The organism is Nocardioides panacisoli, assembly GCF_039537325.1.
Lineage (GTDB): Bacteria > Actinomycetota > Actinomycetes > Propionibacteriales > Nocardioidaceae > Nocardioides > Nocardioides panacisoli.
This window is the reverse complement of the sequence record NZ_BAABAH010000008.1, coordinates 97,680-118,461: the sequence shown is the minus strand read 5'-3', so window position 1 is coordinate 118,461 and position 20,782 is coordinate 97,680. Positions and strand designations below refer to the sequence as shown.

Annotated in this window: 19 protein-coding genes and 1 riboswitch; of the genes, 14 read left to right on the top strand and 5 right to left on the bottom strand. The window is 72.6% G+C overall.

From position 1 onward, the window contains the following. Window positions 1-46 precede the first annotated feature (46 nt). A riboswitch (cobalamin riboswitch) is annotated at window positions 47-241 on the bottom strand. Window positions 242-256: 15 nt separating this feature from the next. The 7 genes from ABD709_RS12745 to ABD709_RS12715 are packed head-to-tail and all read left to right on the top strand — an operon-like array spanning window position 257 to window position 5,946. Continuing rightward, window positions 257-1,408 (top strand): MalY/PatB family protein, encoded by a 1,152-nt coding sequence (locus tag ABD709_RS12745; RefSeq protein ID WP_344775938.1) that lies wholly within the window; start codon window positions 257-259, stop codon window positions 1,406-1,408. 9 nt (window positions 1,409-1,417) lie between these two features. Beyond that, complete coding sequence (locus ABD709_RS12740) at window positions 1,418-2,539, top strand: Nif3-like dinuclear metal center hexameric protein (protein WP_344775936.1); 1,122 nt, start codon at window positions 1,418-1,420, stop codon at window positions 2,537-2,539. 10 nt (window positions 2,540-2,549) lie between these two features. Continuing rightward, entirely contained in the window at window positions 2,550-3,293 is a 744-nt protein-coding gene (locus ABD709_RS12735) for a zinc ribbon domain-containing protein (RefSeq protein ID WP_344775934.1), read from the top strand. Then, the gene (locus ABD709_RS12730) at window positions 3,290-4,435 is read left to right on the top strand and encodes a bifunctional RNase H/acid phosphatase (protein WP_344775932.1); all 1,146 of its coding nucleotides are present in this window, start codon (window positions 3,290-3,292) and stop codon (window positions 4,433-4,435) included. Before ABD709_RS12735 ends, ABD709_RS12730 begins: the two co-directional genes overlap by 4 nt. A 19-nt stretch (window positions 4,436-4,454) precedes the next feature. Then, the gene (locus ABD709_RS12725) at window positions 4,455-5,210 is read left to right on the top strand and encodes a pyrimidine reductase family protein (protein ID WP_344775930.1); all 756 of its coding nucleotides are present in this window, start codon (window positions 4,455-4,457) and stop codon (window positions 5,208-5,210) included. Then, window positions 5,203-5,712, top strand: a complete 510-nt coding sequence (locus tag ABD709_RS12720; protein ID WP_344775928.1) for a flavin reductase family protein — start codon at window positions 5,203-5,205, stop codon at window positions 5,710-5,712. Before ABD709_RS12725 ends, ABD709_RS12720 begins: the two co-directional genes overlap by 8 nt. Window positions 5,713-5,763: 51 nt before the next feature. Beyond that, complete coding sequence (locus ABD709_RS12715) at window positions 5,764-5,946, top strand: hypothetical protein (protein WP_344775926.1); 183 nt, start codon at window positions 5,764-5,766, stop codon at window positions 5,944-5,946. Here the strand turns inward: ABD709_RS12715 and ABD709_RS12710 are convergent, their stop codons facing one another. Further along, window positions 5,947-6,957, bottom strand: coding sequence for a nitronate monooxygenase (locus tag ABD709_RS12710; RefSeq protein ID WP_344775924.1), 1,011 nt, complete (start codon window positions 6,955-6,957; stop codon window positions 5,947-5,949). A 75-nt stretch (window positions 6,958-7,032) separates the two neighbouring features. Between ABD709_RS12710 and ABD709_RS12705 the strand changes: the two genes are divergently transcribed. Next, window positions 7,033-7,734 carry a hypothetical protein gene (locus ABD709_RS12705; RefSeq protein ID WP_344775922.1) on the top strand — a complete coding sequence of 234 codons (702 nt, stop codon included), beginning with the start codon at window positions 7,033-7,035 and terminating at the stop codon, window positions 7,732-7,734. Here the strand turns inward: ABD709_RS12705 and yaaA are convergent, their stop codons facing one another. Next, a complete protein-coding gene (gene yaaA / locus ABD709_RS12700; protein ID WP_344775920.1) occupies window positions 7,735-8,514 on the bottom strand; it encodes a peroxide stress protein YaaA in 780 nt (259 codons plus the stop codon). A 77-nt stretch (window positions 8,515-8,591) separates the two neighbouring features. On the opposite strand from yaaA, the gene ABD709_RS12695 reads away from it, so the two are divergent. The 3 genes from ABD709_RS12695 to cobU are packed head-to-tail and all read left to right on the top strand — an operon-like array spanning window position 8,592 to window position 11,793. Beyond that, on the top strand, window positions 8,592-9,797 hold the full coding sequence (locus tag ABD709_RS12695) for a cytochrome P450 (protein WP_344775918.1): 1,206 nt from the start codon (window positions 8,592-8,594) through the stop codon (window positions 9,795-9,797). A gap of 18 nt (window positions 9,798-9,815) precedes the next feature. Continuing rightward, window positions 9,816-11,267: an RNB domain-containing ribonuclease gene (locus tag ABD709_RS12690; protein WP_344775916.1), complete on the top strand. Its 1,452-nt coding sequence runs from the start codon at window positions 9,816-9,818 to the stop codon at window positions 11,265-11,267. Then, on the top strand, window positions 11,260-11,793 hold the full coding sequence (gene cobU, locus ABD709_RS12685; protein ID WP_344775915.1) for a bifunctional adenosylcobinamide kinase/adenosylcobinamide-phosphate guanylyltransferase: 534 nt from the start codon (window positions 11,260-11,262) through the stop codon (window positions 11,791-11,793). Before ABD709_RS12690 ends, cobU begins: the two co-directional genes overlap by 8 nt. A 6-nt stretch (window positions 11,794-11,799) precedes the next feature. Here the strand turns inward: cobU and ABD709_RS12680 are convergent, their stop codons facing one another. Next, window positions 11,800-12,558, bottom strand: a complete 759-nt coding sequence (locus ABD709_RS12680) for an adenosylcobinamide-GDP ribazoletransferase (RefSeq protein ID WP_344775913.1) — start codon at window positions 12,556-12,558, stop codon at window positions 11,800-11,802. After that, window positions 12,555-13,583 carry a nicotinate-nucleotide--dimethylbenzimidazole phosphoribosyltransferase gene (gene cobT / locus ABD709_RS12675; RefSeq protein WP_344775911.1) on the bottom strand — a complete coding sequence of 343 codons (1,029 nt, stop codon included), beginning with the start codon at window positions 13,581-13,583 and terminating at the stop codon, window positions 12,555-12,557. The genes ABD709_RS12680 and cobT overlap by 4 nt, the downstream gene beginning before the upstream one ends. A gap of 161 nt (window positions 13,584-13,744) precedes the next feature. On the opposite strand from cobT, the gene ABD709_RS12670 reads away from it, so the two are divergent. The 3 genes from ABD709_RS12670 to ABD709_RS12660 all read left to right on the top strand — a co-directional run bounded on the left by ABD709_RS12670 (window position 13,745) and on the right by ABD709_RS12660 (window position 20,136). Next, a complete protein-coding gene (locus ABD709_RS12670; RefSeq protein ID WP_344775909.1) occupies window positions 13,745-15,847 on the top strand; it encodes a Calx-beta domain-containing protein in 2,103 nt (700 codons plus the stop codon). Between the two features lie 150 nt (window positions 15,848-15,997). After that, complete coding sequence (gene dnaE, locus ABD709_RS12665) at window positions 15,998-19,585, top strand: DNA polymerase III subunit alpha (protein ID WP_344775907.1); 3,588 nt, start codon at window positions 15,998-16,000, stop codon at window positions 19,583-19,585. Beyond that, window positions 19,582-20,136: a hypothetical protein gene (locus ABD709_RS12660; RefSeq protein WP_344775905.1), complete on the top strand. Its 555-nt coding sequence runs from the start codon at window positions 19,582-19,584 to the stop codon at window positions 20,134-20,136. The genes dnaE and ABD709_RS12660 overlap by 4 nt, the downstream gene beginning before the upstream one ends. Here ABD709_RS12660 and ABD709_RS12655 read toward each other — a convergent pair. Next, complete coding sequence (locus ABD709_RS12655) at window positions 20,084-20,749, bottom strand: LON peptidase substrate-binding domain-containing protein (RefSeq protein WP_344775903.1); 666 nt, start codon at window positions 20,747-20,749, stop codon at window positions 20,084-20,086. The two genes, ABD709_RS12660 and ABD709_RS12655, sit on opposite strands and share 53 nt — an antisense overlap. Between the last annotated feature and the right edge of the window lie 33 nt (window positions 20,750-20,782).

The following is a 20,782-nucleotide window of genomic DNA, read 5'->3' as shown; positions in this document are numbered from 1 at the left end:
CTCGCAAGGTCTCGGGCTCTGCGCGTCGCCCGCGGTTGACCTCGCGGCGGCTACCGCAAGGGCCAGCAGGTCTTCGGACTCGGGATCATCCGGAACGAGGCGCCTTCCCAGGCCCTGACAAGCACAGACCCAGTGACGTAATGCCCCGCCCGTCACCCACACCGCTGCGCGTCAGTCCCGGACTCTCACCGGGTTCCCTGACCACCACGTTGGGAGGTCGACTGGCGCAGCGACCATAGCAAGGCAGGATGGAAAGGTGATCCGTGACCTGACCGACGACGAGGCGCGCAGGGCGTTGCCGCTCAAGTGGGGGACCATGCCGCCGGACGTGCTGCCGGCGTGGGTCGCCGAGACCGACTACGCGTGGGCGCCGCCCGTCCGCGAGGCGATCACCGCAGCGGTCGGGGCCGGCCTGACCGGCTACCCGACCTTCGAGTCGGGCGGCGAGCTCGGCAAGGCCTACGCCGGCTTCGCGCAGCGGCAGTTCGGCCAGGAGATCGATCCCGCGTGGGTCATCCCGTCGGTCGACGTGACCGCGGGCGTCCGGTTCGCGCTGGACGTGCTCTCCGAGCCGGGTCCGATGGTGATGCCGCTGCCGGGCTACCCGCCGCAGCTGGGCATCGCCGAGGTCACCGGTCGCGAGCGGGTCGACCTGGTGCTCGACGCCGACGCCGAGCACGCCGAGATCGACCTCGACGGGCTGGACCGGCTGCTCGCCGCGGGCGCCCGGACGCTGCTGCTCACCCAGCCGCACAACCCGTGGGGCCGGGTCTTCACCCGCGCCGAGCTGGAAGGCATCCGCGACGTCGTACGGCGACGCGGTGCCCGGGTGGTCGCCGACGAGATCCACGCGCCGCTCGTCCTCGACGGCTCGCCGCCGCACCTGTCCTACCTGTCCCTGGAGGACACCCACGACCACGCCGTCGCCGTGGTCGCGGCGTCCAAGGCCTTCAACGTCCAGGGACTGCGGTGCGCGCAGGTCATCGCGCCCGACCCCGCCACCCGGCAGCGACTCCTCGACGCACCGATGGCGCGCAACGACTCGTGGTCGCCGCTCGGCGAGGTCGCGGCGATCGCCGCCTACACCCACGGCGACGAGTGGTTGACCGCGCTGCGGTCGCGGCTCTCGAGCCAGCGCGACCTGCTGGTCCGGCTGCTGGCGGAGCACCTCCCGGACGCGCGGATGCGGCCGCTCGAGGCGACGTACCTCGCCTGGATCGACCTGCGCGCCTACGGCCACGACGACCCCGCCGCCGTCGCGCTCGAGCGCGGGCGCGTGCAGGTGTCGCCGGGCCACGACTACCAGCCGGGCCTCGCGGGGCACGTCCGGCTCAACATCGCGACCAGCCCGGAGCGGCTGGAGGAGATCGTCCGGCGCCTGGCGAGGGGGCTGACCGGCGCCCGCTAGCCTCTCGGCATGCCTGCGCTGAAGGAGCTCGTCGACCTGGTCCACGGGTGGTATCCACCCGCGACCGCAGAGGACTGGGACGCCGTCGGGCTGGTGTGGGGCGACCCGGAGCAGAACGTCCGCAAGGTCCTCTTCGCCGTCGACCCGTCGCCGGAGGTCGCCGAGGAGGCAGCCGACTGGAAGGCCGACCTGCTGGTCGTGCACCACCCGCTCTTCCTCAAGCCGGTCAACGGGTTCGCCGCCACGACGCCGAAGGGCCGGACGCTCAGCACCCTCGCCAGGTCCGGCTGCGCACTGCTGACCGCGCACACCAACGCCGACCAGGCCGTCGGAGGCGTGTCCGAGGCACTGGCCATCACGCTGGGGCTCACCGACCTCCGGCCGATCGTGCCCGCGGTGGGCGAGCCGGTCGACAAGCTGACGACCTTCGTCCCCGTCGACGCCGCGCCGCCCGTGCGCGCCGCGCTCGCCGAGGCCGGGGCCGGCCGCATCGGCGACTACGACTTCGCGTCCTTCACCAGCGCACCGGGCGAGGGCCGGTTCCGGCCGCTCGACGGCGCGAACCCGATGATCGGCAGTGTCGGTGAGCTGGAGACCGTCAGCGAGGTGCGGGTCGAGGTCGTGCTCGCCCGGCACCTGCGCGGCGCGGTCGTCGAGGCGCTGCTGGCGACGCACCCCTACGAGGAGCCGGCGTACGACGTCGCGGAGCTCGCGGACCCCGGCATCACCAGCAGCGGCACCGGCCGCGTCGGCAGCCTGCCGCCGGTGACGCTCGCCGAGTTCGCCGAGCACGTCGCCGCCGTGCTCCCGGGCACGCACCACGGCGTCCGCGTCGCGGGCGACCCGGACCGGCTCGTCCGGAAGGTCGCGGTGTGCGGGGGAGCGGGAGACTTCCTGCTCGACCGGGTCGCGCGCAGCGAGGTGGACGTCTACGTCACGAGCGACCTCCGCCACCACCCCGCCGCCGAATTCGTCGAGAAGGGCGGCCCGGCCCTCGTCGACGTCGCGCACTGGGCGGCCGAGTGGACCTGGCTGCCGGTCGTCAGCGAACGGCTCGAGAAGGAGCTCGGCGGAGACGTGGACACCCGGGTGAGCACGATCGTCACCGATCCCTGGACAATGCACCTATGAGAGGCACCCGGTGAAGGCAGACCCGAACGCACAGCTGAAGCTGCTCGACCTGCAGGCGGTCGATGCGGAGGTCGACCAGCTGCGCCACCGGCTCGGGCACCTCGCCGAGGAGTCGGTGATCAAGGAGCTCACGGCCGAGCGGGGTCGGGTGCTCGGGCAGCTTCGCGACCGGCAGATCGTCGTCGACGACCTCACGGCCGCCCAGCTGAAGGCCGACGCCGACGTCGAGCAGGTCAAGACCCGGCACAAGCGGGACCGCGACCGGATGGACGCCGGGCTGATCGCGAACCCCAAGGACCTCGAGCGGATGCAGCACGAGCTCGAGACGCTGCAGCGCCGGATCTCGGTCCTCGAGGACGAGGAGCTCGAGGTCATGGAGCAGCTCGAGGAGGCCCAGACGGCGCTGACCGCCCTCCAGCAGCAGATCGTCGAGATCGACGACAAGCTCGAGGTCGTGACGGCGGCGAGGGACAAGCAGGCCGGCGAGATCAACGCCGAGCTGACCGCGATCGGCACCCGTCGCGACCCGCTCGTAGCCGAGGTGCCCGAGGACCTGCTCGCGCTCTACGAGCGGCTCCGCGCCCAGAAGGGCGGCGTGGGTGCCGCCGCGCTCCGCGCCCGCCAGTGCGGCGGCTGCATGCTGTCCCTCGACCCTGCCGAGCTCGCGCGGGTCAAGGCGCTGCCGGAGGACGAGGTCGTGCGGTGCCAGGAGTGCCAGCGGATCCTGGTCCGGACGGCCGAAAGCGGACTGTGAGCACCGCTGACGGTCCCCGCTCGGTCGTCATCGAGGCCGACGGCGGCTCCCGCGGGAACCCCGGTCCGGCCGCCTACGGGGCCGTGCTCAAGGACGCCGAGACCGGCGCGGTCATCGCCGAGGACGGCACGTCGATCGGCGTCGCCACCAACAACGTCGCCGAGTACTCCGGCCTGATCGCGGGGCTCAAGCTCGCCGCGGAGCACGCTCCGAACGCGGACATCGCGGTCCGGATGGACTCCAAGCTGGTGGTCGAGCAGATGAGCGGCCGCTGGAAGATCAAGCACCCCGACATGCGGCCGCTCGCGCTGGAGGCCAAGCGGCTGCTGCCGCCGATGCGCGACGTCAGCTTCACCTGGATCCCCCGCGAGCAGAACAAGCATGCCGACCGGCTCGCCAACGAGGCCCTCGACGGCAAGCGGTCCGGCGTCACCGTCGCCGCCGCCCCGGATGCCGCCGCCGAGCCCGACTCGGCGATCGAGGCCGTGGAGGAGCCCCGTCCCGAGGCTGCCGCCCCGGTCACCCTCCTCCTGGTCCGTCACGGCGCGACCGTGCACACCGCGTCGCGGCGGTTCTCCGGTGGCCTCGGCGGCGACAACCCGGGCCTGAGCGACGAGGGCCGCGCCCAGGTCGAGGCGGCCGGCGCCTGGCTGGGCTCGCACGTCGACGAGGTGACCACGATCGTGTGCTCGCCGGTCCGCCGTACCAGGGAGTCCGCGGCGATCCTCGGCAAGCTGCTCGACCTTCCGATCGAGGAGAGCGCCGGGCTCGCCGAGATGGAGTTCGGCGCCTGGGACGGCATGACCTTCCCGGAGGTGATGGCCAAGGACAAGGCCGCCTTCGACGCCTGGGTCTCCGACCTCGACACCCCTCCACCCGGCGGCGAGTCGTTCCGCACGGTGCAGCGTCGGGTGCTCACCGCGCTCGACGAGATCGAGCGCAGGCACGCCGGCGCCACGGTGATCGTCGTGAGCCACGTGACGCCGATCAAGATGCTCGTCGCCGAGGCCGTCGGTGCTCCGCTCGGCGCCCTGTTCCGGATGGAGCTCGACCCCGCGTCGGTCTCGGCCGTCTCGTTCTTCCGCGACCAGCGGACCGGCGATCGCCGCGGCTCGCTGAAGGCCTACAACATCACGGGCTGAAACCTCCTAGGGTCGAGGTGTGCAGGAGCTGCAACCGGGGGCCGACGTCGACGACCCGCTCGCGCCGTACCTCGCCGTCGACCGCAGCCGGCCGCGGCACGAGTGCTGGGTGACCGGGCACATGGTCGCCGGCCTGGACGGCACGGCAGCGGTCGGCGGCCGGGTCGGCTCGCTGTCGACCGCGCCCGACCAGGAGCTGTTCCGCCGGATGCGGCAGATCGCGGACGTCGTCCTCGTGGGTGCCGAGACGGTGCGCCGCGAGGGGTACGGCGCCGTGCGGCTCGGCGACGAGGCCCGTGCCGCCCGGCAGGCGGCCGGCCGCGCGCCGGTCCCGCCGCTCGCGGTGGTCAGCCGGTCCTTGGGCTTCGACTGGACGTCGAGGGCGTTCACGGACGCGCCGGACGACGCGCCGACGCACGTGATCACCTGCGCGGCCGCCGACCCCGCGCGGCTCGCGCGAGCACGGGAGGCGGCGACCGTCGTGATCGCCGGTGAGGACCGGGTCGAGCCGGCCCTGGCGATGCAGGCGCTCGCCGACCTCGGCCACCGCGTGGTCCTCTGCGAGGGCGGGCCGACCTGGCTCGGTGAGCTCGTCGCCGCCGACCGGCTCGACGAGCTCTGCCTCTCGGTCTCGCCGATGATCGGAGGGGATCCACTGCCGGTCTGCGTGAACCCGGCCGGGGCGGGCATCACGAGCTTCGGGCTGCGCGGCGCCATGGTCGAGGACGACACGCTGTTCCTGCGCTACGAGCGGGCCGGTGGGTCGGATGGCTGACCGCGCGTTCGGCGATCTCGTCGCCTCGGCCGACCCACCGCTGGTCGTGGTGACCACGGCTGCCGCGGGCGAGCAGTCGGGTTGCCTGGTGGGCTTTCACGCCCAGTCCAGCATCGAGCCCGAGCGGTACTCCGTCTGGCTGTCGAAGGCCAACCACACCTACCGGGTGGCCCTGCGGTCGGCGTACTTCGGCCTGCACTTCCTGACCGCCGACGACCTCGCGGTCGCCGAGCACTTCGGCACCCTGTCGGGCGAGGACGTGGACAAGTTCGCGGGCGTCGATGTCGAGGTCGACCAGCACGGCGTGCCGCTGCTCACCGCCTGCCCGCACCGGATGCTGCTCGCGCGGACCGCGATCCTCGACGACGGCGGCGACCACGTGTGCCTGACCACGCGCGTCCTTCTCGCGCAGTCGAGCGGGCGGTTCCGGCCGCTGCGGGTCTCTGCGGCCGCCCACCTCGACGCCGGCCACGACGCCGACGAGCGGGCGATCGAGCCCTGACGAATCCGGCACGGCTGGTGTGCCGGTGCGCTCTGCGGGTACGAGTACGGCATGGCGCTGACACCAGAGGACGAGCGACGCATCGCCGAGCGGGCCGAGCTCCTGCCCGAGGAACGCGCGGCCGGGAGCGAGAACCCCGAGGCGCAGGCGGAGTCGATCCTCGAGGAGTCCGACGAGCGGGTCGACGACCCCGAGGGGACCCGGCGGGAGAGCCACCAGACCCCCGGCGGGTGATCAGGGCGCCAGCAGCCGGGTGATCTCCGCGGCGGGCAGGGGGCGCGCGTCGGCGTGCCGGGTGCCCGCCCACATGTGGGCCACCTGCGGGTCACCGGCCGCGACGGCGGCGCGGCGCAGTGGTGAGGTCACGTGGTGCAGCTGCGGGTACCCGGCAGGTGCCTCCGCGTGCTCGGCCATGAACCGGTTGGCGAGACCGTGCGCCCACCGGCCGGTGTAGGCCCGGGTCACCCGGGTCGCGGCGAACGCCGGGTCGGTGAGCGCGGCCCGGTGGACCGGGTTGGTGCCGGCCTCGTCGGCGAGCAGGTACGCCGTACCGACCTGAGCGGCGACGGCCCCGCGATCGAGCACCGACGAGACCTCCGCGGCCGAGGCCACGCCGCCACCGGCGGCGACGGGCAGGTCGACCGCGTCGGTCACCGCGGCCAGCAGGTCCAGGAGCGGCGCCGGGTCCGGGTCGGCGTCGAGGTCCCAGGTGCCGCGGTGACCGCCGGCCTCCGGTCCCTGGACCGCCAGCGACGCCGCACCGCGGTCGGCCGCGACGCGCGCCTCCTGCGCGGTCGTCACGGTCACGGCCGTCAGCACTCCGACCTCCGCCAGCCGGCGCAGCACCTCGGCGCTGGGGCAGCCGAACGTGAACGACACGACGTCGGGGCGCGCGTCGAGGACCAGGTCGAGCTTGGCCTCCCAGTCGTCGTCGTCCCACCGCGGCGGCCCGAGCTCGGCACCGAGCCGGTCGGCCTCGGCCCGCAGGGTCCGGCAGTAGGCGTCGATCGCCGCGGCGTCGGGCTCGTAGCGCCCGACCACGAACAGGTTCACGCCGTACGGCGCCGAGGTCGCCGCGCGCAGCGCCTCGATGTCGTCCGCCACCTGTCGCGCCGTCCGGTACCCAGCGGCCAGGAAGCCGAGGCCGCCCGCCTCCGACACGGCCGCCGCCAGCGCCGGGGTGGAGGGGCCGCCGGCCATCGGGGCCCCGAGCACGGGGATGTCCAGGTCGCGCAGGTCGAGCACCCCTCCACGGTAGCGACGACAAGGTGGTGTTTTCCCCGATGCGCGAGACCCCCGGGACGGAGGATCCTGCGACCCGTGAGCTACCCGCCGCCTCCGCCCCCGCCGCAGCCGAACCAGCCCGGGCAGCAGCCGCCGTACCAGCAGCCGCAGCAGCCGTACCAGCAGCCCTACCAGCAGCAGTACGGCGCCCAGCAGCCCTACCAGTACGGCGGCCCGCAGCCGCCGTACCAGCCGCCGCCCCCGGCCAAGAAGGGCGGCAGCGGCTGCCTGGTCGCCGTCGTCGTGGTGGTGGTCGTCATGCTCCTGGTCTGCGGGGTGGGTGGGTTCTTCATCTGGCGGGCCGCCAAGGACGTGACGGACACGATCAAGAACACGGTGCCGGGCCTCGGAGGGGCCGAGTGCCCGAGCGAGGGCGACGTGTCGGACAAGATCGGCTCGGACGTGTCGCTCGACCTCTCGGGCAACGTGGTCGTGGCGGCGGGCTGCTACTACAGCGGCGACAAGGTGCAGATCACCCTCGCGAAGGGTGCCGGCGTGATCGCCGACGACGAGATCAAGAGCGTCCGCGAGGAGGCGGCGAACAACGGCGTCGAGGCCCAGTCCATCGATGTCGGCGACGGCGGGGTCGTCTACGCGACACCGACGGTGGTCGATGCGATCACCAAGTCCGACGGTGCGCTCTTCGAGGTCGAGGTCGACGCGCAGGGCAGCACCGACCTCAGCGGCAAGGCCGATGCCGGGGTCGACATCCTGAAGGCCTTCATCGACGCCCAGTGACTAGAGCTCGGCGACCACCACGTCGAGCTGGGTGCCCTTCTCTGCCGCTTCGCCGACCTCGACGGTCCAGCCGAGGTCGCGGAGGGCGTCCGCGAGCGCCGCGGGGGTGCGCGGGTCGGCCCCGTCCTCGAGCAGGGCGCGCACGATCCGCCCCTTGGTCGCCTTGTTGAAGTGCGACACGATCTTCCGCTGACCGCCGACCTCGTGCAGCACGCGGACGGTGGCGACACGGGAGCCGAGCCGGGCCGGCGGGCGCCAGAAGGCGGCGTACATGCTGGACCGCAGGTCCACCAGGAGGCCGCGGCCGAGGGCCTCCTCGACGGCGCCTCCGAGCGCGTCCCGCCAGACGCCTGCGACCGGCCCGAGGCCGGGCAGCGCGGCGTCGCCGGACAGCCGGTAGGCAGGGATCCGGTCGCCGAAGCGGACCAGCCCGAACAGGCTGGAGGTGACCGCCACCCGGGTCGCCGCGCGGCGCCGCGCGGCTGCCGACAGCGACCCGGCGTCGAGGGCGTCGTACAGCACGCCGGCGTAGACGCGGTCCGCGCGTGCCGTCGGGGCCGACTCCAGCCGCGCGTTGCGCTCGACGAGGTCGGCCTGCCCGGCCGACAGCCCGAGCACCTCCACCGCGCGGTCCGGCTCGTCGCGGCACAGCCCGACCAGCGCGTGCAGCACCCGCTTGCGTGCGTCGGTCAGGACGGTGAGCGCGAGCGCGTCGAGGTCGAGCGCGCGGCCCCGGGAGGGCGCGGCCTTGCCCTCGCTGGGCGGCAGCAGGATGAGCACGCGGCAAGGCTAGAGCCCGCGCCGGCCACCTACCGCAGGAGGATGACAGCGGACTCGGGACGGCGGAGAGTGTCCCCGTGACCGAGACCTACGTCTTCGACCCGTTCGCACCTGGCTACACCGACGACCCCTATCCGGAGTACGCGCGGCTGCGCGCGTCCGGCGCGGCGCACGAGCACCCGCTGGGGTTCTGGGTGCTGTCCCACCACGAGGACGTGTCCGCGCTGCTGCGCGGGTCTCTCTCGGTCGAGGAGCGCAACGTGGGCGGCGCGCTGGCCGACCTCAACGCCGAGATGTACGGCGAGCGCGAGGAGCGCTCGGGCGGGCTGTCCATGCTCGACCGCGACCCGCCGGTCCACACGCGGCTCCGCAAGCTGGTCTCCAAGGCGTTCACGCCCCGGTCGATCGCCGCGCTGGAGCCGGAGATCGTGAGCCTGGTCGACGAGCTGCTGGACCGGATGTCGGGTCCGGTCGACCTGGTCGAGGCGCTCGCCTTCCCGCTGCCGTTCGCCGTCATCTCCCAGATGATGGGCCTGCCCGACAGCGCGGACCACGCGCGGATGCGGGAGCTCACCGGGACCCTGGTGCGGTCGCTCGAGCCGGTGGTCGACCCCCAGGTCGCGGCCGAGATCATGGCGGCCGACGAGGAGCTCAGTGCCCTCGCGCGCGGCTTGATCGCGTGGAAGCGCGCGAACCCGGGCGAGGACCTGATGACCGCGCTCATCCGCGCCGAGGACGACGGCGACGTCCTCGACGACGACGAGCTGGTGGCCCAGGTCGTCCTGCTCTACGTCGCGGGCCACGAGACGACGGTGAACCTGATCGCCAACGGCGCCCTGGCGCTGCTGCACCACCCCGACCAGGCCGCGATGCTGCGCGAGCAGCCCGATCTCGCCGGCAACGCGGTCGAGGAGCTGCTGCGCTACGACTCGCCGGTCCAGTTCAGCCGGCGGATCACGCTGGCGCCGTACGAGGTCGACGGCCGCACGATCCCGCAGGGCTCGTTCGTCATGGCGGGACTGGGCGCGGCCAACCGCGACGAGGCCCAGTGGGGGCCCGACGCCGACCAGCTGCGCATCGACCGGCCGGAGCCGCGGAGCCACCTCTCGTTCGGCGCCGGTGTGCACCACTGCCTCGGCGCCGCGCTGGCCCGGCTCGAGGGCCGGATCGCGATCCAACGGCTGGTCGAGCGCTTCCCGCGGCTCGCCCTCGACGGCGACGTCGAGTGGAACGGCCGGATCAACCTGCGCGGCCCGAACACGCTCCCGGTGACCACCGGCTAGATCAGTACTGTCTGGGCCATGCCGAGCAATCTCGTGGTCCGGGTCCGGGCGACGTCGTCGGAGCTCCAGGACGCGCTGGCCCGGGTCGAGCGGGAGCTGGAGCTGCCGGACGGGTTCGCACCCGAGGTGGTGGAGGCCGCGGTGGCCGCCTCCACCGCCCCCGCGCTGCCGGACCTCGACCGCACCGACATCCCGTTCCTCACCATCGACCCCGAGGGCTCGATGGACCTCGACCAGGCGATGCACATCGAGCGGTCCGCGGACGGCTCGGGCGGCTACACCGTGCACTACGCGATCGCCGACGTCGCTGCCTTCGTGAAGCCCGGCGACCCGGTGGACGCGGAGGCGCACCGGCGCGGCGAGACGCTGTACGGCGCCGGCACGCGGATCCCACTGCACCCCGCCGAGCTCTCCGAGGGCGTCGCATCGCTGCTGCCCGACCAGGTCGCACCCGCGTTGCTCTGGACGATCCCGGTCGACGCGGACGGCGATTGGCACGACGTCACGGTCGAGCGCGCCAGGGTGCGGTCCCGGCAGCGCTGGTCCTACGTCGACGCGCAGAAGGCGCTCGACGCGGGCGACGGGTCCGCGGGAGACGTCCTCCCGCTGCTGCGCGAGGTCGGCAGGCTGCGCGAGGCCAAGGAGGCCGAGCGTGGCGGCATCAACCTGCCGATCCCGGAGCAGGAGGTCGAGGTCGTCGACGGCGTCTTCAGGCTCGAGCTGCGCGAGCAGCTGCCGGTGGAGATGTGGAACGCCCAGATCTCGCTGATGACCGGCATGGCCGCCGCCGCGATGATGATCGAGGGCAAGGTCGGGCTGCTGCGCACGCTGCCACCGCCGGACCCCCGCGACGTCGCGCGGCTGCACCGGGTGGCGAAGGGCCTCGGCATCGAGTGGCCCCGCGACCTGCCCTACCCCGAGCTGATCCGCTCGCTCGACCGCAGCAAACCGGCCCACCTGGCGCTGGCGGTCGCCTGCACACGGCTGCTGCGGGGCTCGGGCTACGCCGACTTCGACGGAACCGTGCCGGAGCAGCACGAGCACAGCGCGATCGCGGCGCCGTACGCCCACGTCACCGCGCCGCTGCGGCGGCTCGGGGACCGCTACGCCGGCGAGGTCTGCGTCGCTTTGTCCGGCGGCCGCCCGGTGCCTGAGTGGGCGTGCACCGGCCTGCCCGAGCTCCCGAGCATCCTGCAGGGCGCCGACCAGCGAGCGCACGCCTACGAACGTGCCGTGATGGACCTCATCGAGGCCGGGCTGCTGCAGGGCCGGGTGGGCGAGGACTTCCCCGGCGTCGTCACCAGCGTCGACGAGAAGGACCCCGGGCGCGGTGTCGTGCTGGTCGCCGGCATCGGCGTCGAGGCGCCGGTCGTGGCCGCCTCGGGGAAGCTGCCGCTCGGCACCGACGTCACCGTGCGGCTCACGCGCGCCGACCTGTCCTCGCGGAAGGTGGAGTTCTCGCTTGGCTGACGCCGCGAAGGTCCTGGTCACCGGGGGAGTGCGCTCCGGCAAGTCCCGCCACGCCGAGCGTCTGCTGTCCGAGCTGGAGCCGGTGACGTACGTCGCCGCCGGCCCGACCTTCGACGACCCGGACTGGCAGGCGCGGGTCGCTGCCCACCGCGACCGGAGGCCCCCCGCCTGGACGACGGTCGAGACCGTCGACCTCGAGTCGGCCGTCCGGTCGGCCATCGGGCCCGTGCTGGTCGACTGCCTCGGTACCTGGCTCGCCGGCGTCATCGACGAGGAGCGCCTCTGGGACGCGCCGGCCGGCGACGTCGACGACGCCGTGCTGTCCCGACTCGCCGGCGTCGTCGCCGCGATCGGCGACGCCACCCAGCGGGTCGTGGTCGTCACCAACGAGGTCGGCCTCGGGGTCGTGCCGGAGCACCGCTCGGGACGGCTCTTCCGCGACCTGCTCGGCACGGTCAACCAGCGGGTCGCCGAGGCGTGCGACGAGGTGCACCTCGTCGTCGCCGGCCGGGTGCTGGTGCTCTGAGGCGGCTCAGGCGCCGGCGAGACCGAGCAGCAGGGTCGCGAGGGCGAGCTCGATCGCCGCACCGAACACGTCACCGGTGACGCCGCCGAACCGGCGCGTGCACCGCCAGGCCAGGACGACGACGACCAGGGCAGCGGCCGCCACGGCGAGCGGCCCGCGCACCGCGTCGGCGAGGACAGCCACAGCGGCGAGCGCCGCCCAGCCGGGGACCGCGACGAGCAGCGGCACGCGTCGGGCGAACGTCACCCCGAGCCCGTCCGGGCGCGCGGCCGGGACGGGCGAGGCGCACACGATCCAGAGCGCCGCACGGGACGCGCACACGCAGAGCCCGGCGAGGACCGCCGAGCGCACGTCGCCGACGTACGCCGCCAGCGCCCCCGCCTGGGCGCCGAGCACGACCACCAGAGCGGCCGCGCCCGCCGGACCCGCCGTACCGCCCTTCATCACCGCCAGCGACCGCTCCCGGTCGTAGGACGCCGTCAGCCCGTCGGCGACGTCCGCGAGCCCGTCGAGGTGCAGCGCGCGCGAGCCGAGCGCGAGCAGGCCGAGGGCGACGAACGCCACCCCGAGCGGGGGCAGCGAGGCCTGGGCGCCGCCCCAGCAGGCCAGGGCCACGACCGTCGCGAGCGGGACCGCCGCGAGAGGAGCCGCGAGCAGCGCGCCGAGCGCGGTCGCCGGCCGCACCTCCAGCACCGGCCGGACCGGGACGCAGGTGAGCATCCCGACCGACAGGCGGAGGCTGCGTGCGACGCCGGAGGGGCTCACATCAGGTCGGCGAGCAGCGCCACGTCGCGCAGCAGGGCGACTGCCGACCGCAGCACCGGCACCGCGGCGACCGCGCCGGAACCCTCGCCGAGCCGCAGGCCGAGGTCCAGGACCGGCTCCAGGCCGAGCTTCTCCAGGGCGAGCGACTGCGCCGGCTCGGTCGACCGGTGGCCGGCGGCGCACCATGCCGAGACTCCCGGCGCCAGGCGCTCGGCGGTGAGCGCGCACGCGACCGACATCAGGCCGTCGAGCAGCACCGGCACGCGGGACTCAGCCGCCTGGACGAGGTAGCCCACCGTCGCCGCGAGGTCCGCCGAGCCCACCGCCCGGAGCGTCTGCAGCGGATCGTCGAGCCGCGAGCCGGCCCGGTCGAGCGCGGCCTGGACGACGGCAACCTTGTGCTCGAGCGCCGCGTCGTCGACACCGGTGCCCCGGCCGGTGACCTCGGCAGCCGGCAGGCCGAGCGCCGCGGCGACCATCGCCGCCGCCGGGGTGGTGTTGCCGATGCCCATGTCACCCGACAGCAGCAGCTGCGCGCCCGCGGCGATCTCCTCCAGGGCCACGGCACGCCCGGCCGCCAGGGACCGCTCGAGCTCGTCCGCGGTGAGCGCGTCCTCCAGGTGGATCGCACCGCTGCCGCGGCGGACCTTGTGCGCCCGCACCTCGTCCGGGACGCCCTCGAGGTCGTCGTCGACGCCGATGTCGAGCACCCGCACGTGCACGTCGTGGGCGGCGGCCAGCGCGTTCACGCCGGCCCGGCCGGCGACGAAGGTCCGCACCATCGCTGGCGTGATCGCCGGCGGGTAGGCGGACACGCCGTGTCGCGCGACGCCGTGGTCGCCGGCGAAGATCACCAGCCGCACGTCGTCCAGCGGCTCCGGGGGGACGCAGCCCTGGCAGGCGGCGACCCACGCGCCGAGCACCCCGAGCCTGCCCAGCGCTCCCGCGGGCGTCGCCAGGCCGGCGAGTCGCTCGGCCGCGGCGGCGGCGGTGGCGGGATCGGGCGGGCTCACGGTGGAGGTCACGGGCAGGCAACCTACTCCGGCTCCGGCACCGCTGCGCGCGTGGTCCCCGCGCCCCCGGAGGGACAAACTTCCAGGCTGTTTTTTCAATTCTGAACCGAACCCGCAACATTTCGGTTAACGTCGATGACTACATCAACTAAGTTTCTCTAGGGGGAACCTTCATGCAGCACCGATCTCGGGGCTCGTTCGCGCCTCGACTCGCCGGAGGCGTCGCGACCGGCGCTCTCCTGCTCAGCACCCCGCTGCTCGCCTCCGCGGCGCTCGCAGCCCCGGCGGCGACGAGCACGTCGGGCGTCACCGGCGCGTCGACCTGGGTCGAGCAGGCGTACTTCTGCGACGGCAACGACTACACGCCGAACCAGTCCGACGTGTACGGCCCGAACCCGGCGCCCTTCGGCCCCGGCAGCCACCAGGCGACGCTCAACGACAACGACCTGCGCACCGAGCTCTACCGCACCCCGGCCTACGACGGCACCCGCCTCGCCGACCTCGACCGGCTGGACTACTCGACCTTCGCGACGGCGACCGACGCGGGCACCGGCCTGCGCCAGCCGACGTACCTCCGGCTCAACGTGGACAACGACGGCGACGGCGCCTCCGACGCCTCGCTGTTCTTCTTCCCCGCGAACAACACCGACTCCAACGGTGACGGCGTCAAGAACGACGTGTGGCAGAGCTGGGCGACCATCGACGGCCAGTGGGGCGTTGGTGGCGACAGCGACTACACGACGCTGGCCGACTACGCGGCGGCCAACCCGGACGCCACGATCGTCAACAACTCCGCCAACGGCACCGACGCCAGCGGCGGCGGCGTCGCGCTCATCGTCGGGTGCGGCCAGGGCGGCTCGAGCGACAACCAGATCAACGGTCGCTACGACGTCGACCGCGTCATCGTCGGGCTGACCGACGGCACGACGACGCTCTACGACCTCGGGCGGCGCGACACCGAGACCGGCAGCACCGACGACATCACCGTCGACCCGGCCGACCGGCACGACTGGGTCAGCCGGGCGTTCTTCAACGATCCGAACTACGAGGAGCTCGACAGCAACCAGTCGTTCGTCAAGGGCCCGGGCAACCCGCCGCTCGGCGTCGGCAGCCTGCGCGCCGCGATCGGCAGCAACGGCAACCGCATCGAGCAGTTCCGCACCGCCCAGTACGACGGCCAGGCCCTGCGCCGGCTGACGACCCTCGACTACTCGACCTACGAGCGGGCGACGGCCGGCAACGACACCGCGCAGCAGCCGTTCTACCTCCGGCTCAACGTCGACAGCGACGGCAACGGCCAGTTCGACCCCGGCGCCGGCGACGAGCAGCTGTTCTTCTTCCCGGCGAACAACGGCACGGTCCAGCAGTCGACCTGGCAGGACTGGAACGCCGGCCAGGGCGTGTGGTCCGTGGGCGGCGACGCCGGCCCGGCCGACTCCTTCCCGCTCGACCAGTACGTCGCGGCGCACCCGGACGCCCGGATCGGCACCGAGGGCAACGCGGACGGCAGCAACGGCGGCGTCACCTTCATGGTGGGCGGCGGGGGCTCCGACTACGACGCCCAGCGCAACGGGGAGTACTTCCTCGACGCGATCAAGGTCGGGTTCGTCGACGCCGCGACGTCCCGCACGCCCGCGACGGACGCGTTCGACCTCGAGCCGACGATGCCGCAGGTGTCGGTCGGCGACGCCAAGGTCAAGGAGGCCAACCGCGACACCGCGCACCTCACGTTCCCGGTGGCCATCGACCACGCCTTCGGCGAGGACGTCACGGTCGACTACCAGACCCAGGACGGGACGGCCGTGGCCGGCGAGGACTACGTGGCAACCACGGGCACGGCGACGATCCCCGCCGGTTCGACGTCGACGAACGTGTCCGTCACCGTCGTCGGTGACAAGGTCGCCGAGCCCAAGGAGTCGATGAGCCTCGTGCTGACCGACCCCGCCTTCGGCAACCTCGCGGACGGCACCGGCACCGGTGTCATCGTCGACAACGACACCAGCGTCGACCTCCATCTCCGTAACACCAAGGGGCCCAAGGTCCGTGCCGAGGTCAGCACGACGCCGGCCGCCAAGGGCCGTTCGGTCTCCCTCTACGGTGGCGAGGTCGGCTCGAAGTCGACCGCGCTCTTCAACGGGAAGCTGGACTCCGACGGCACGCTGGACAAGGTGCTCGCGCAGCGCTACGACCGCGGCACCGAGGTGCAGGTCTACGCGAAGGTCTTCACCAAGCAGGGCGCCTACCGGTCGGAGACGCTGACCATCACGGTGCGCTGATCGCAGCTTGCGAGTGAGGGCGGTGGCCTCGGGGCCACCGCCCTCTGCTGTGTCGGCGGTGTCTGCCACTCTTTCGGCGGTCGGGTCGCGTAGTCTCTGAACCCTTCCCCCGACCGCCCGCCCACCCATCTCGAGGAGCCAGCAGCACCGATGGCAGACGCCGGGGACCGTTCGGACTTCGTCCACCTGCACGTCCACACCGAGTACTCGATGCTCGACGGGGCGTCGCTCCTCGACGGGCTGTTCACGCGGGTCAGCGACCTCGGCATGGGGTCGATCGCGATGACCGACCACGGCAACCTGCACGGCGCCTACGACTTCTACAGCAAGGCCAAGAAATACGGCGTCAAGCCGATCATCGGCATCGAGGCCTACCTCACGCCCGGCACCCACCGCGGCGAGCGGCGCCGGGTCCGCTGGGGCCAGTCGTCGGCCGACGGCGGCGGTGTCATCGAGGAGGGTGGCAACGACGTCGCCGGCGGTGGCGCCTACACCCACATGACGATGTGGGCGGAGAGCACCGAGGGGATGCACAACCTGTTCCGGCTCTCCTCCCGGTCCAGCCTCGAGGGCTTCTTCTACAAGCCCCGGATGGACAGGGAGCTGCTCGCCGAGCACAGCAAGGGCCTGATCGTCTCGACCGGGTGCCCGAGCGGCGCGATCCAGACCCGGCTCCGCCTCGGTCAGTACGACGAGGCCGTGCGCGAGGCCACCGAGCTGCAGGACATCTTCGGCCGCGACAGCGTGTTCCTGGAGCTGATGGACCACGGGATCGAGATCGAGAAGCGGGTCCGCGACGACCTGCTCCGGCTCGGCAAGGAGCTGGGCATCCCACCGGTCGCCACCAACGACTCCCACTACAACAACCCCGAGGACGCCGACGCGCACGACGCCCTGATCTGCGTCGCGTCCGGCAAGCGGCTCTCCGACACCAACCGGCTCAAGTTCGACGGCGGCGGCTACTACATCAAGTCCGCCGCGGAGATGCGCGAGCTCTGGGCCGACCGGTTCGGCATGCCCGAGGCGTGCGACAACACCCTCGCGATCGCGGAGCGCTGCTCGGTCCAGTTCACCGAGTCGACCGGCGGCTACATGGCGCGCGCCGACATCCCGGCGGGGGAGACCGAGGAGAGCTGGTTCAGCAAGGAGGTCTGGCGCGGCATCGAGGCGCGCTACCCGGGCGACCGGCTGACCCAGGAGGTCAAGGACCGCGTCGAGATGGAGCTCGCGATCATCTCGCAGAAGGGCTACTGCGGCTACTACCTCGTGGTCGCCGACTTCATCCAGTGGGCCAAGGACAACGGCATCCGGGTCGGCCCGGGCCGCGGCTCCGGTGCCGGCTCGATCGCGGCCTACGCACTGCGCATCACCGACCTGTGCCCCCTCGAGCACGGTCTGTTCTTCGAGCGCTTCCTCAACCCCGAGCGCCCGTCGATGCCCGACTTCGACATCGACTTCGACGACCACCGCCGCGGCGAGGTGATCCAGTACGTCGCCGAGAAGTACGGCGCCGAGAAGGTCGCCCAGATCGCCACGTTCGGCCGGCTCAAGTCCAAGGCCGCGATCAAGGACGCCGCCCGGGTGCTCGACCACGGCTTCGGCGTCAGCGACATGATCACCAAGGCGCTGCCGCCCGACGTGATGGGCAAGGGCGTCGCGCTCAAGGACCTCTTCGACGAGACCTCCAAGCGCTACTCCGAGGGCGGCGAGTTCCGCGCGCTCCACGAGCAGAACCCCGACGTGCGCACGATCTACCAGACGGCTCGCGGCCTCGAGGGCCAGATCCGCAACTGGGGCGTCCACGCGGCCGGCGTGATCATGTCCAGCGAGCCGCTGATCGACATCGTGCCGATCATGGCGCGCCCGCAGGACGGCGCGATCATCACCCAGTTCGACTACCCGATGTGCGAGGCGCTCGGGCTGGTCAAGATGGACTTCCTGGGGCTCTCCAACCTGCACACCCTCGAGGACGCCCTGGTCAACATCAAGGCCAACCGCGGCGAGGACGTGGTGCTCGAGGAGCTGCCGTTCGACGACCGGGCGACCTACGAGCTGATGGGCCGGGGCGACACGCTCGGCGTGTTCCAGCTCGACGGTGGCGGCATGCGGGCCCTGCTGCGCTCGATGCAGCCCGACCAGTTCGCCGACATCACGGCCGTCTCCGCGCTCTACCGCCCCGGCCCGATGGGCGCCGACTCCCACAACAAGTACGCCCGCCGCAAGAACGGCCGCGAGCCGATCGAGCCCATCCACCCCGCCCTAGCGGAGCCGCTGGAGGAGGTGCTGGGGGAGACCTACGGCCTGATCGTCTACCAGGAGCAGGTCATGGCGATCGCCCAGGTGCTCGCCGGGTTCTCGCTGGGCGCCGCGGACAACATGCGCCGCGCGATGGGCAAGAAGAAGAAGGAGGAGCTCGACAAGCAGTACGCCGGCTTCGAGTCCGGCATGCTCGAGCGCGGCTACCCGCAGGACGCGGTGAAGAAGCTCTGGGACATCCTCGTCCCGTTCGCCGACTACGCGTTCAACAAGTCGCACTCCGCCGCCTACGGCGTCATCACCTACTGGACCGCTTACCTCAAGGCCAACTACCCCACCGAATACATGGCGGCGCTCCTGACCTCGGTCAAGAGCGACAAGGACAAGATGGCCATCTACCTCAACGAGTGCCGGCGGATGAGGATCGCGGTCCTGCCGCCCGACGTCAACGAGTCCTCCCACGACTTCACGGCGGTCGGCACCGACATCCGGTTCGGCCTGACGGCGGTCCGCAACGTCGGCAGCAACGTGGTCGACGCGATCGTCGAGGCCCGCGAGGAGAAGGGTCGCTTCGAGGACTTCGACGACTTCCTGTCCAAGGTGCCGATCCAGGTCTGCAACAAGCGGGTCATCGAGTCCCTCGTGAAGGCGGGCGCCTTCGACGACCTCAAGCACAAGCGCCGCGCCCTCGTCGCGATCCACGAGACGGCGGTCGACCAGTACGTCGACATCAAGCGCAACGAGGCGATCGGGCAGGACTCGCTCTTCGCCGACATGGGCAGCCTCGGCGACGAGTCCGAGTGGGGCGGCTTCGGCGTCTCGGTGACCATTCCGGACCTGGAGGAGTGGGACAAGCGCACGCTGCTCGCCCACGAGCGGGACATGCTCGGCCTCTACGTCTCCGACCACCCGCTGCTCGGCCTGGAGCACGTGCTGTCCAACGGCACCGACACCACGATCGGCCAGCTGCTGCAGGACGAGGAGCGGGCCGACGGCTCGCCCGTCACCGTCGCCGGGCTGGTGACCTCGGTGCAGCGCAAGATCACCAAGAAGGGCGACCCCTGGGCGATGGTCACCCTCGAGGACCTCGAGGGGGCGATCGAGGTGCTGCTGTTCCCGAGCTCCTACCAGCTCGCCGCGCCGCTGCTCGAGCAGGACGCGATCCTGACCGTCCGCGGGCGGCTCTCGCGGAGCAAGGAGACGCCCGAGCTGCACGCGCAGGAGGTGACCGCGCCCGACCTCGACCGGGGCGCCGCGGACGGGCCGGTCGTCATCAGCCTGCCGCTGACCCGCTGCACGCCGCAGACGGTCGCGGGGATGAAGGACGTGCTGGCCGCGCATCCCGGCCTGAGCGAGGTCCGCCTGCACCTGCTGGCGCGCGACTCCACGAAGCTGATGCGCCTCGGACCGCGGGTCACCCCGAGCCCTGCGCTCTTCGCCGACTTGAAGGCGCTGCTCGGACCGGGTTGTCTCCAAGCATGAGCAGGTCGATCGTTCGCGCCCTGGTGGTGCTGCTGCTGGCTGTCGCGCTGGGCTTCCTCGGCGGCTGGTTGTGGTGGCACTGGTGGGGTCCCGCGACCAAGGGCACGGTCTACGACACGGTCCAGGGTCCGCACTGGTACGACGCCAGCGCCGACGGGCTCAAGCGGGAGTTCTCCGCGACCGCCCAGTACGTCGTCCTGAGTGCCGGGCTCGGGATCCTGTTCGGGGTCGTCGTCGGGCTGCTCGCTCGCGGCCGGGAGCTGCTGTTCGTCGTGCTCCTCCTCGTGGGAGCCGCGGCCACTGCCGCGCTGACCGCCTGGTTCGGGTCGGAGCTCGGCCCGCCGGTCCCACCGGCCACGCACGCCAACATCGGCAAGGACTTCCTGGGCCACCTGTCGGTGAACGGCTGGTCGCCCTACCTCGCGGGCCCGGTCGGGGCGTTGACCGGCTTCCTCGTCGTGCTCCTGTCCCTGCACAGCATGAGCGGCGTACCCGACGTCAGTTCGGGGACCAGCGAGTCCGAGCAACCTCGGTCGCCGGCAGCGAGCTGATCACGTTCATCGCGCGCAGCTCGCTGCGGAGCAGGTCGGTCACCAGGATCAGCCGCTGCTCGGCGTCGTCGGCCTCGAGCAGCTCCTGCCTCTCGGCCATCGGGAGCGGCGCGCAGGCGGCGAGGGTCCAGGACAGGAACAGCGGGTCGTCGGGGATCTGCCCCTCGTAGGGGTCGGTCGCGATCTGCTCGAGCGCATGGCGGTAGGCGGTGAAGGTCGCCCGCGCCCGCTCCATCACGTGGTCCGGCACGGGGACCGTGCGCTCCGGGAGCTGCGCCACCTCGCCCATCGGGAAGTTGCCGGTGCCGTCGAGCCGGTCCAGCCGGATCCGGTCGCGCCCGACGGCGACGATGTCGAAGGTGCCATCGGGGTGGCTCTCGACCTCGGTCATCTGCAGCCGGACGCCGATGCGGAACAGCGACTGGGCCCCGTGGTCGCCGATCTCGTAGCCCTCCCGGATCCCGACCGACCCGAACACCCGCTCCGCGGGGTCCTCGACCCGCAGCAGGTGGTGCACCAGCGCGCGGTAGCGGTCCTCGAACACGTGGAGCGGCACGCTGACCCCCGGGTAGACCACCGCGTTGAGCGGGAACATCGGGATGCGCGTGCTCACGCCTCCAACCTAGGCGGTCGGACCGACGCCTTG